This is a genomic window from Fusobacterium sp. (assembly GCF_019012925.1).
In the GTDB taxonomy this organism is placed as follows: Bacteria; Fusobacteriota; Fusobacteriia; order Fusobacteriales; family Fusobacteriaceae; genus Fusobacterium_A.
The window spans coordinates 1-10422 of sequence record NZ_JAGIRL010000027.1; the positions used below are offsets into that span (position 1 = coordinate 1).

The 10422-nt window shown below is 34.4% G+C and carries 13 protein-coding genes and 5 tRNA genes; all 18 read right to left on the minus strand.

Annotated features, from left to right (window positions below; translation table 11 throughout):
* Positions 1-219, minus strand: a 219-nt coding sequence (locus QZ286_RS05175; protein WP_291254972.1) for a GTP-binding protein, incomplete at its 3' end; no start/stop codon positions are given.
* An 86-nt stretch (positions 220-305) separates the two neighbouring features.
* A complete protein-coding gene (gene fusA / locus QZ286_RS05180; protein WP_291255917.1) occupies positions 306-2387 on the minus strand; it encodes an elongation factor G in 2082 nt (693 codons plus the stop codon).
* Positions 2388-2442: 55 nt separating this feature from the next.
* The gene (gene rpsG, locus QZ286_RS05185) at positions 2443-2913 is read right to left on the minus strand and encodes a 30S ribosomal protein S7 (protein ID WP_005883286.1); all 471 of its coding nucleotides are present in this window, start codon (positions 2911-2913) and stop codon (positions 2443-2445) included.
* 24 nt (positions 2914-2937) lie between these two features.
* Positions 2938-3306, minus strand: coding sequence for a 30S ribosomal protein S12 (gene rpsL / locus QZ286_RS05190; RefSeq protein ID WP_005883285.1), 369 nt, complete (start codon positions 3304-3306; stop codon positions 2938-2940).
* 266 nt (positions 3307-3572) lie between these two features.
* Complete coding sequence (gene gpmI / locus QZ286_RS05195; protein ID WP_291255918.1) at positions 3573-5090, minus strand: 2,3-bisphosphoglycerate-independent phosphoglycerate mutase; 1518 nt, start codon at positions 5088-5090, stop codon at positions 3573-3575.
* A gap of 25 nt (positions 5091-5115) precedes the next feature.
* Positions 5116-5868 (minus strand): triose-phosphate isomerase, encoded by a 753-nt coding sequence (tpiA, locus tag QZ286_RS05200; RefSeq protein WP_291255919.1) that lies wholly within the window; start codon positions 5866-5868, stop codon positions 5116-5118.
* 99 nt (positions 5869-5967) lie between these two features.
* Positions 5968-6576 carry a chemotaxis protein gene (locus tag QZ286_RS05205; protein ID WP_291255920.1) on the minus strand — a complete coding sequence of 203 codons (609 nt, stop codon included), beginning with the start codon at positions 6574-6576 and terminating at the stop codon, positions 5968-5970.
* 22 nt (positions 6577-6598) lie between these two features.
* Entirely contained in the window at positions 6599-7240 is a 642-nt protein-coding gene (locus tag QZ286_RS05210) for a ComF family protein (protein ID WP_291255921.1), read from the minus strand.
* A complete protein-coding gene (locus tag QZ286_RS05215; RefSeq protein WP_291255922.1) occupies positions 7209-7418 on the minus strand; it encodes a zinc ribbon domain-containing protein in 210 nt (69 codons plus the stop codon). Before QZ286_RS05215 ends, QZ286_RS05210 begins: the two co-directional genes overlap by 32 nt.
* Positions 7402-7764 (minus strand): YraN family protein, encoded by a 363-nt coding sequence (locus QZ286_RS05220; RefSeq protein ID WP_291255923.1) that lies wholly within the window; start codon positions 7762-7764, stop codon positions 7402-7404. Before QZ286_RS05220 ends, QZ286_RS05215 begins: the two co-directional genes overlap by 17 nt.
* Positions 7751-8377, minus strand: coding sequence for a ribonuclease HII (locus QZ286_RS05225; protein ID WP_291255924.1), 627 nt, complete (start codon positions 8375-8377; stop codon positions 7751-7753). Before QZ286_RS05225 ends, QZ286_RS05220 begins: the two co-directional genes overlap by 14 nt.
* A complete protein-coding gene (locus tag QZ286_RS05230) occupies positions 8367-9323 on the minus strand; it encodes an RluA family pseudouridine synthase (protein WP_291255925.1) in 957 nt (318 codons plus the stop codon). The genes QZ286_RS05225 and QZ286_RS05230 overlap by 11 nt, the downstream gene beginning before the upstream one ends.
* A 147-nt stretch (positions 9324-9470) precedes the next feature.
* Positions 9471-9839, minus strand: a complete 369-nt coding sequence (locus QZ286_RS05235) for a YccF domain-containing protein (protein WP_291255926.1) — start codon at positions 9837-9839, stop codon at positions 9471-9473.
* Between the two features lie 79 nt (positions 9840-9918).
* Positions 9919-9995, minus strand: a tRNA-Asp gene (locus tag QZ286_RS05240).
* A 10-nt stretch (positions 9996-10005) separates the two neighbouring features.
* Positions 10006-10081, minus strand: a tRNA-Val gene (locus QZ286_RS05245).
* A 10-nt stretch (positions 10082-10091) separates the two neighbouring features.
* Positions 10092-10167: transfer RNA gene (locus tag QZ286_RS05250), tRNA-Phe, on the minus strand.
* An 8-nt stretch (positions 10168-10175) separates the two neighbouring features.
* Positions 10176-10259: transfer RNA gene (locus QZ286_RS05255), tRNA-Ser, on the minus strand.
* Positions 10260-10283: 24 nt separating this feature from the next.
* Positions 10284-10358, minus strand: a tRNA-Glu gene (locus QZ286_RS05260).
* Between the last annotated feature and the right edge of the window lie 64 nt (positions 10359-10422).

A 10422-nucleotide genomic window follows, 5' to 3' on the forward strand; every position in this document is an offset into this window, starting at 1 on the left:
TGCTGTTTCATACTCTATGTGAGCTGTGTTGATAGTTATTCCTCTTTCTCTCTCTTCTGGTGCTACGTCGATGTTTTCAAAGTCAACTCTTTGAGCTAGTCCTAAGTCTGCTAGTACTTTAGAGATAGCTGCTGTTGTAGTAGTTTTTCCGTGGTCAACGTGTCCAATTGTTCCAATGTTAACGTGCGGTTTGCTTCTTTCGAATTTTTCTTTAGCCATTTAAATTCTCCTCCTAATTTTTTATTTATTAGTTTTGGTTGGTGATTTCTCACCAACCTTTTTAATTTTTATTTTAACAAAGATTATTATTTTCCTCTTTGTTCTTGAATAGCTTTTTGGATAGAAGCTGGTACTTGTGTATACTCAGCAAATTCCATTGCATAGTTTGCTCTTCCTTGAGATTTAGATCTTAAGTCAGTTGCATATCCAAACATCTCTGATAAAGGTACTTTAGCAGAAATTATTTTAGCTCCGTTTCTATCGATCATTCCACTGATCATTCCTCTTCTAGAGTTTAAGTCTCCTATGATATCTCCCATGTACTCTTCTGGAGTAGTTACTTCTACTTTGAATACTGGCTCAAGGATTATTGGGTTAGATTTAGCAGCAGCTTGTTTAACAGCCATTGATCCTGCTACTTTAAACGCCATCTCTGATGAGTCAACTTCGTGGTAAGATCCATCATAAAGAGTTACTTTTACGTCAACTACAGGATATCCAGCTACAACTCCACTTTCTAGAGCTTCTTTACATCCTTTTTCTACTGCTGGAATATACTCTCTAGGAATAACTCCTCCAGTGATTTTGTTAACAAATTCAAACTCTTTTCCAGGATTTGGTTCAAGGATAATTTTAACGTGTCCGTATTGTCCTCTTCCTCCTGATTGCTTAGCATATTTAACTTCTTGGTCAGTTGTTCCAAGTATAGTTTCTCTGTAAGCAACTTGAGGTTTTCCAACTGTAGATTCAACTTTGAATTCTCTCTTCATTCTATCTACGATAATTTCAAGGTGAAGTTCTCCCATTCCTGAAATTATTGTTTGTCCTGTTTCTTCATCTGTCTTAACTTTGAAAGTAGGGTCTTCCTCAGCTAGTTTTGATAAAGCGATTCCCATTTTCTCTTGGTCAGCTTTTGTTTTTGGCTCAACTGCAACAGAGATAACTGGCTCTGGGAATTCCATTTTCTCAAGAACGATTGGTGCATCTTCAGCACAAAGAGTATCTCCAGTAGTAGTCTCTTTTAATCCTACTGCTGCTGCGATATCTCCACAGTAAACTGCGTCGATCTCTTCTCTTTTGTTAGCGTGCATTTGAAGAATTCTTCCCATTCTCTCTTTTTTACCTTTTGTAGAGTTTAGAACATATGATCCTTTTTCTACTATTCCAGAGTAAACTCTGAAGAATGTTAATTTTCCAACAAATGGGTCAGTCATTACTTTGAATGCTAATGCTGCAAATGGAGCCTCATCTGACATCTCTCTATCTATTTCGATAGTAGGATCTTTCATATCAGTTCCTTTTACCATTGCAACGTCTGTAGGAGCTGGCATATAATCAACTATAGCGTTTAATAGTGCTTGAACTCCTTTGTTTTTGAACGCAGTTCCACAAGTTACTGGAACGATTACGTTGTCTATTGTAGCTTTTCTTAAAGCAACTCTGATCTCATCTTCGCTGATCTCTTCTCCACCAAAGAATTTTTCCATTAACTCATCGCTAGTTTCAACTATTGACTCTAACATGTGTTGTCTTAATTCTTCAGCTTTCTCTGATAATTCAGCTCTGATCTCTTTTATTTCATAGTTTTGTCCGTTGTCTGAGTCAACTGGCCATACTACTTCTTGCATTTTTATTAAGTCGATTACTCCTTCGAAGTTATCTTCTGCTCCGATTGGTAATTGAATAGGTACAGGGTTTGCACCTAATTTTTCTTTAATATCGTTTACACACATGCTGAAGTCAGCACCAATTCTATCCATTTTGTTGAAAAATGCGATTCTTGGTACTCTATATTTGTCAGCTTGTCTCCAAACAGTTTCTGATTGAGGTTGTACTCCATCAACTGCTGAGAATACTGCAACAGCACCGTCTAGAACTCTTAGAGATCTTTCAACCTCTACTGTAAAGTCCACGTGTCCTGGTGTGTCTATTATATTTATTCTATGCTCTCTCCAGAAACAAGTTGTAGCAGCTGAAGTAATTGTTATACCTCTTTCTTGCTCTTGCTCCATCCAGTCCATTGTAGCTCCACCTTCGTGAACCTCTCCAAGTTTGTGCTCTACTCCTGTATAGAATAGGATTCTTTCAGTAGTAGTAGTTTTTCCTGCGTCGATATGAGCCATGATTCCAACGTTTCTAGTCATATCTAATGAAACTTTCCTAGCCATTAAAAATTTCCTCCTCGAATTTTTTAAAACGAAATAATTGTCCTATACAGAATAATTAGATTTTATAGTGTGCGAAAGCTCTGTTAGCTTCTGCCATTTTATATGTATCTTCTTTCTTCTTAATAGTAGCTCCCTCGTTGTTAGCTGCTGCGATTAATTCTGCTGCTAACTTCTCGATCATACCATACTCTTTTCTTTGTCTTGTATAAAGAGTTAACCATCTGATAGCTAAAGTTTGTTGTCTATCTGCTTTAACTTCTACTGGAACTTGGTAAGTAGCTCCTCCGATTCTTCTTGATCTAACTTCGATTTGTGGTTTGATGTTTTCTAAAGCTTGTTTAAATACATCGTACCCCTCTTGACCAGTTTTCTCTTTTATTAAATCCATAGCTGAATAGAATATTCCTTCTGCTATTGCTTTTTTACCATCTAACATTATTGAGTTGATAACTTTAGTTACCACCTTATCAGAATATCTAGAATCAGGTAGTACATCTCTTTTTACTGCTGCTCTTCTTCTTGACATTTTTAACTGTTCACCTCCCTATAATTACGCTTTTTTAGCTCCATATTTAGATCTTGATTGTTTTCTCTTAGCAACTCCAGCTGTATCTAAAGCTCCTCTTATAACTTTATATCTAACCCCTGGTAAGTCTTTTGTTCTTCCTCCTCTTACAAGTACGATTGAGTGCTCTTGTAAGTTGTGTCCCTCTCCAGGAATGTAACAAGTAACTTCGATTCCATTAGTTAATTTTACTCTGGCAACCTTTCTTAAAGCTGAGTTAGGCTTCTTAGGTGTAGTAGTATAAACTCTTACACAAACTCCTCTTCTTTGTGGGTTTCCTTGTAATGCTGGTGATTTTTTCTTTTCAGATAGAGTATCTCTACCATTTTTTACTAATTGACTTAAAGTAGGCATTTTACCCTCCTTCCTAATTTTTTTATTTTATTTTAATATTATTATAACTTGAATATTATAATCATTTATTTTCAAAAAGTCAATAAAAATATAGCTACATTTTATAAATCCTTCTCATTATACCATATATTTTAAAAAATATAAAGTTTTTTTTATCTTTTCTAAAAAGAAAAGGGAAAAAATTACTCTAATGAACTTTGTATAAATACTGGTGATTGAAAGTAAGATTTTCCCTTTATCTGATTTTTTAATTTAACAGTTTTTTACTATTTTACTAATAAAGATTTTCCATTCATCTCTTCTGGTTTAGCTAGTCCAAGTATCTCTAACATAGTTGGAGCTATATCACATAGTTTTCCATCTTCTAATTTACAGTTTTTATATTTATCAGAAACTAGAATAAATGGTACATTGTTTGTTGTGTGAGCTGTAAATGGAATGTGTGTTTCTGGATCTTCCATTAACTCTACGTTTCCATGGTCAGCTGTAATTAATAGTGTTCCTCCAAGCTCTAAAACTTTTTTAGATACTTTTCCTACACATCTATCTATTTTCTTTACAGCGGCAACAGCAGCATCAAATACTCCTGTATGTCCTACCATATCTGGGTTAGCATAGTTAACTACTATTACATCATACTCTCCAGAATCTAGAGCTTCCATAAGTCCCTCTGTTACTCCACAAGCTGACATCTCAGGTTGTAAATCATAAGTTGCTACCTTTGGAGAAGCCACTAATTTTCTATCCTCACCTGCAAATTGCTCCTCTTTTCCACCGTTGAAGAAGAAAGTTACGTGAGCATATTTTTCAGTTTCAGCAGTTCTTAATTGTTTTAATCCAGCCTTTGATAAGATTTCACCAAAAGTATTAGTTATCTCCTTTTCTCCATATATTACTGGAGCATCTATTGTAGCATCATATTGACGCATACAGTAGTATTTTATATCCATATACTCTCTCTCAAATCCAGTAAAATCTTTATCATTCAATGCTCTTGTTATCTCTCTAGCTCTGTCTGGTCTAAAGTTGAAGTTTATAAACACATCTCCTTTTTTAACTAATCCTTGAGAATCTACTACTGTTGGAACAACAAACTCATCAGTTTTTCCTTCAGCATATGATGCCTCTATAGCTTGTACAGCAGATTCAGCTTTATTTCCCTCTCCTAAAACTATTGCATCATAAGCAAGTTTTACTCTATCCCAGTTTTTATCTCTATCCATAGCATAATATCTTCCTGAAAGAGTAGCTATTTTACCCTCTCCAATCTCTGACATTTTTGCTTCTAACTCTTTTATAAATCCTTCTGCAGATTTTGGAGCAGTATCTCTTCCATCTAAAAATGCATGTACATATGCTTTTACTCCATATTTTTTAGCCATAGCTAAAAGTCCATATAGATGCTCTATGTGAGAGTGTACTCCACCATTTGATAACAATCCACCAAAATGAACTGTTTTACCATTTTTTACTGCATATTCAAAAGCCTCTTTTAAAACAGGGTTATTATATATTGTTCCCTCTCTTATATCTTTTGAAATCTCTACTAATGGTTGATATATTACTCTTCCTGATCCTATGTTTAAGTGTCCAACTTCTGAGTTACCCATCTGTCCTTCAGGTAGTCCTACTGCCTCTCCAGAAGCTTGTAATTCTGAATGAGGATACTCTTTCATTAAATTATAGAAATTCTCAGGGTTAGCAGCAACTATAGCATTTTTTTGCTCTGGGTGCTTATTTATTCCCCAACCATCTAGTATCATTAACATTACTGGTTTTTTCATTATTTTTTACTCCTCCTACTTCCTACTATTTAGCAGCTAAAACTATCTTAGCAAATGAAGCTGCCTCTAAAGAAGCTCCTCCTATTAATCCACCATCGATATCAGCTTGAGCTAATAATTCTACTGCATTTTCAGGTTTCATTGATCCACCATATTGAATTACCATCTCATCTGCAACTGCACCAAACATAGATCTTAATACTTCTCTTATCTCTTTATGAGTCTCTTGTGCCATCTCTGGAGTAGCAGTTTTTCCTGTTCCTATTGCCCAAACTGGCTCATAAGCTACGATTATATTTTTAGCTTCTTCAGCAGTTATATCTTTTAATCCCTCTCTGATTTGAGTTTCATTTACTTGTGCTGTTCTTCCAGCTTCTCTATCTTCTAATTTCTCTCCTATACATAGGATAGGTGTCATTCCTGCAGCAAGTACAGCTTTTACCTTTTCATTTATAAATTCATTTGATTCACAGAAGTACTCTCTTCTCTCTGAGTGTCCTAATATTACATATTTTACACCTATTGCTTTTAACATTAAAGGTGAAACCTCTCCAGTATAAGCTCCTGATGATTTAGGATATACGTTTTCTGCTGCTATCTCAACATTACTTCCTTCAACAGCTTTTACAGCATCTGATAGAGCTGTAAATGGAGCTCCAATTACTACTTTTACTCCCTCTACATCTTTTACTAATCCTTTTAATTCAGTAAGCATCTCTACTGCTTCTGCATTTGTTTTATTCATTTTCCAGTTTCCAGCGATTACATTTGTTCTCATGATTTTACCTCCATGTGCAATTTATTATATTATTCTCATTCTAAATATTATCATAGTAATTGTCAATTTTCAAATATTACATTGATCACTTACTAACTCTTAATTGGGCAATCTTTTACGATTTTGCTCATCTATAATATCCATATAGTAATTTTCGGCATTTTCATAAAAATCCTTTAACAGATCTCCGATAGAAAATTCCAACATCTCAACAAAAGTTTCATAGTCTTGAGCATCATAAGCTTTCTCAGCTTCCTGCATCTCCTGTTCAAAATCATTTATATAATCATCAAAATCACTGTACACAAAGTCCAAATCTCCACTTGACTTCATAAGTAACAGTAAATTATAGAACCATCTTAAAAATATTCCTCTCTCAATTATCTCTATCTCACTGATCTCTATTGCTACTTTTTTATCAGAATCATCTTCGTCAAATACTTCAAAAAATAGATCTATCTGCTCTTTAGCTCTCATTATTGAGTCTAGTAGCATCTCTCCCTCTGTCTTTGTTATTACCTCTACCAATTTTAAATCCTTTAGATTTATAATTGTATTATCTCTTAATTTTTCTCCATTCACATAGAATTTATATGGAACCTTATTGTCTAATGTTAACTGTTTATTTATCTCACTTACCATTCTACCAAAACTTTTAAACCGTTTCTGTTTTAGCTCCATTTTTTTATTGTCTACATATAACTCCATTTTTACTCCTTACTTCTCTACTCTATGGTTTAAAAATTTTTGAAACTGCAAAAGAAAAAATATATATCTGTTTTGGAGTACTCTTCTTAGTTAACTCTTTTATCATCTCTTTAATTGTACTTCCAGTAGTTACAATATCATCTACTATCAGTATAGTTTTTCCATTCAAATCTAATCCCTTATTTTGAAATGCTTTATATATATTTTCTTTTCTCTTTTCTTCATTTAAAAACTTATACATATGTTCAGTATTTTTCTCTCTATACACCTTTTCATATGAGATCTCACACTCTTCTAATAACTCTTCAACCTGATTAAAGCCTCTCTCCCTCTCTCTTGCCTTACTTATTGGTACTGGTAAGACAATATCTACATTTTTTTCACCTATAAGAGAGTTCAGTGGTTTTTTCATTAAAAGTGCTATCTCTTTTCCCAAACTTTTTCTATTTTTTAACTTAAAATCAGCTATTAATCTCTTTATGCTCTCATCATAATAATAAAGGTAGTAATAGTTTTCTATGTTCTTTAGACTACCCTTTCTCTTTAAATCTCTATAACACTCAAAACAGATGTAGTGAGAATCACTATTTGATCTTAAACAAATTGGACATCTCTGAGAAAAAATCAACTCTTTAATACTCTGGACAAACTTTTTTCTTATCATCTTTCTCCAAATTTACTATCTTAGCTGAATATATCTCTGTATATCCACAATCAAGGCAAGTTTTTAGATAGTAAGTTCCTATCTCCAATTTTAATCCTGGGTTTTTCTCTGGGATAACAGTAGTTTTTACTTGGTATCTCTCACTACCACACTTCATACATCTAAAATCCAATTTCATCACCCCACGCTATATCCTTTGTCCAAGTTATTTTTTTCTTCAAAAAACTTATACAATCAAATCTAACTCTACTGGAACACTCTCTATTCAATGTTAAATAAATTTTAGCTGCTCTATAAATTCTTCTAATTTTTCTTAAATCTACCGCTTCTATACCATAGCCAAACTTCAGATTACTTCTATACTTTACTTCAACAAATACAATAGTCCCATCTTTTTCAGCTATTATATCTATCTCTCCACCCTTGACCCTATAATTTTTTTCCAAGATCTGATATCCATGTGAAAGTAAAATATTCTCTGCTTTTTTTTCATAGATATCCCCAATCTCTTTAGTTGTTTTCATCTGTTCCAAGTATTTTCTTTAAAAAACTTTTTCTATGAATTGGAGTAGGGCCAAGTTTTACTAAAACCTCTCTATGAGCTTTTGTTCCATATCCCTTATGCTTTTCAAAGTTATATTCAGGATATTTTTCTGCTTCGTTCACTAAGATTCTATCTCTGGTTACTTTGGCTATTATTGAAGCTGCTGCTATAGCTAAACTTTTGGCATCTCCTTTTATTACAGCTTCCTGCTTCCCCTCATACTCTCTAATTTTGAAATTTCCATCAACAAGTATCAATATATCATCTGCCCCAACTTTATTTTTTAGCTCCTCTATAGCTCTTCTCATAGCTAAAAAAGTGGCATTAAGTATGTTTATCTCATCTATCTCTTGAGGTGTTGCTATTCCAACTCCAACCTCAAAGCTCTCCATTATCTTATCAAAAAGTCTCTCTCTTTTTTTCTCAGTTAATTTTTTTGAGTCATTTATCTCTTGTAACTCCTCTGAATAGCTTTTTAACTTTACTGCTGCTGCTACAACTGGTCCAGCTAATGGTCCACGCCCAGCTTCATCTACACCAATTATCTCTTTTCCCTTTTCTAAATCAAATTGATAAAGTAAATTATTCTCCATCTCTTTTCTCACTTTCTATCTTAGAAATATCTAATCCAACGTGCTTTGTAGCTCTTTTAAAGTCCTCTGGTAAATCTGCCACTGCCAACATCTTAGTATTTTTTGTAGGATGAGTAAAGTTTAAGCTATATGCATGTAGCATCTGTCTTTTTATCCCTTCACTCTCATTTCCATATGTACTATCTCCTAATATTGGGTGGTTTAGATACTTCATATGAACTCTTATTTGATGTGTTCTTCCTGTCTCTATCCTAACTCTTACTAGAGAGTGATTCTTACTCTCATCTAATACTTCATAATTAGATATGGCATTTTTCCCATTCTCTTGAACTACAGCCATCTTCTTTCTATCTCTTGGATCTCTACCAATTAGAGTTTCTATCCTTCCACTCTTCTCTTTAAATATCCCTTTTACTATACAAACATAGGTTTTTTCCAATGTTTTTTCTTTAAACATCTCTGACAATCTTCCATGAGCCTCATCATTCTTAGCCACTACTATTACTCCACTTGTATCTTTATCCAATCTGTGGACTATACCAGGTCTGATTACCCCATTTATTGTAGAAAGATCTTTTACATGGTATAAAAGTGCATTTACTAAAGTTCCTGAATAATTTCCATGAGCTGGGTGAACAACTAAGTTAGGACTCTTATTTATAACTACAATATCACTATCCTCATAGATAATATCTAATGGGATATCCTCTGGAATCAGATCTAACACCTCATCTTCAGGTATGTTAACAGTTATAACCTCTTTTCCTTTTAGCTTATTTCCACTCTTTGTGACCTTTTTTCCTTGAATCTCTACAAGTCCATTATCTATAATTTTTTGAATATAGGATCTTGTAGCATCCTCTATTAACTCATTTAAAAACTTATCTATTCTTTTTCCCTTATCATCTTCATTAGCGTTTACTACTAAGCTCTCTTTTATTACCATCTCTGAATCTCTACTCCTATCTTCAACTTTTACATTAACATTATATCATTTTTTTCTATAATTAGATAGAAAAAAGAGGAGTCATTTATCCATACTCCTCTTCTTTTAATTTTTATATAAACTAAACCCCTAGTTTAACACTATAAATTATTTCAACGTATATTTATATGGGTTAAAAGCTACTTGTACTAATTTAAAATTCTGTATTCCTAATGGTATACCAATTATTGTACAACATTGTGCAAACCCTATTACTAAGTGTGAAATCGCTAACCATATTCCTGCAAATACTATCCATAAGAAAGCTGTTATTGGTCTTGCTGGCTCTCCAAAGCTACTTTTTAAGACAACTCTTTTTCCAAATGGAGTAAGACAAGAACCTGCCATCTCAAAGCAACCTCTAGCAAAAGGGATTGTTATTATAAAGATAATACATAGTACACCTGCTATTATCCACTCAAAAGACAATACTAATCCTCCTAAGAAAAGCCAAATTATATTCATTATAGTCGACATTTTTTAATCCTCCTCTGAAAATAAAAATAGACATACCTCAGTATATCCTTCTTTCCTCAATATATATCTTTTGAATAAATGGCGGGAGTGACGAGGGTCGAACTCGCGACCTCATGCGTGACAGGCATGCGCTCTAACCAACTGAGCTACACCCCCATAAAAAAAATGGTGGTCTCAACAGGACTTGAACCTGTGACCCCCTGCTTGTAAGGCAGGTGCTCTCCCAACTGAGCTATGAGACCATTTCTTAAGTGGTGCCCAGAGGCGGAATCGAACCACCGACACGGGGATTTTCAGTCCCCTGCTCTACCGACTGAGCTATCTGGGCATACTTTATGGCGGAAGACCAGAGATTCGAACTCTGAAGCCTTGCGGCGCCGGTTTTCAAGACCGGTTCCTTACCAATTAGGATAGCCTTCCAGCCTTAGAAACACTTATTTAAAATGGTACCCCGTAGGGGAATCGAACCCCTGTTTCCAGAGTGAAAATCTGATGTCCTTACCACTGAACGAACGGGGCAGTGGTGGATCCAGCTGGAGTCGAACCAGCGACCACTCGGTTATGAGCCGAGTGCTCTGACCAA

Bases quoted from the DNA above. Each gene is read 5' to 3' on its own strand.
- QZ286_RS05210 (WP_291255921.1), bottom strand. From the start codon at position 7,240: ATGATAAGAAAAAAGTTTGTCCAGAGTATTAAAGAGTTGATTTTTTCT.
- QZ286_RS05230 (WP_291255925.1), bottom strand. From the start codon at position 9,323: ATGGTAATAAAAGAGAGCTTAGTAGTAAACGCTAATGAAGATGATAAG.
- QZ286_RS05225 (WP_291255924.1), bottom strand. From the start codon at position 8,377: ATGGAGAATAATTTACTTTATCAATTTGATTTAGAAAAGGGAAAAGAG.
- QZ286_RS05220 (WP_291255923.1), bottom strand. From the start codon at position 7,764: ATGAAAACAACTAAAGAGATTGGGGATATCTATGAAAAAAAAGCAGAG.
- rpsL (WP_005883285.1), bottom strand. From the start codon at position 3,306: ATGCCTACTTTAAGTCAATTAGTAAAAAATGGTAGAGATACTCTATCT.
- gpmI (WP_291255918.1), bottom strand. From the start codon at position 5,090: ATGAAAAAACCAGTAATGTTAATGATACTAGATGGTTGGGGAATAAAT.
- QZ286_RS05235 (WP_291255926.1), bottom strand. From the start codon at position 9,839: ATGTCGACTATAATGAATATAATTTGGCTTTTCTTAGGAGGATTAGTA.
- QZ286_RS05205 (WP_291255920.1), bottom strand. From the start codon at position 6,576: ATGGAGTTATATGTAGACAATAAAAAAATGGAGCTAAAACAGAAACGG.
- fusA (WP_291255917.1), bottom strand. From the start codon at position 2,387: ATGGCTAGGAAAGTTTCATTAGATATGACTAGAAACGTTGGAATCATG.
- rpsG (WP_005883286.1), bottom strand. From the start codon at position 2,913: ATGTCAAGAAGAAGAGCAGCAGTAAAAAGAGATGTACTACCTGATTCT.
- QZ286_RS05215 (WP_291255922.1), bottom strand. From the start codon at position 7,418: ATGAAATTGGATTTTAGATGTATGAAGTGTGGTAGTGAGAGATACCAA.
- tpiA (WP_291255919.1), bottom strand. From the start codon at position 5,868: ATGAGAACAAATGTAATCGCTGGAAACTGGAAAATGAATAAAACAAAT.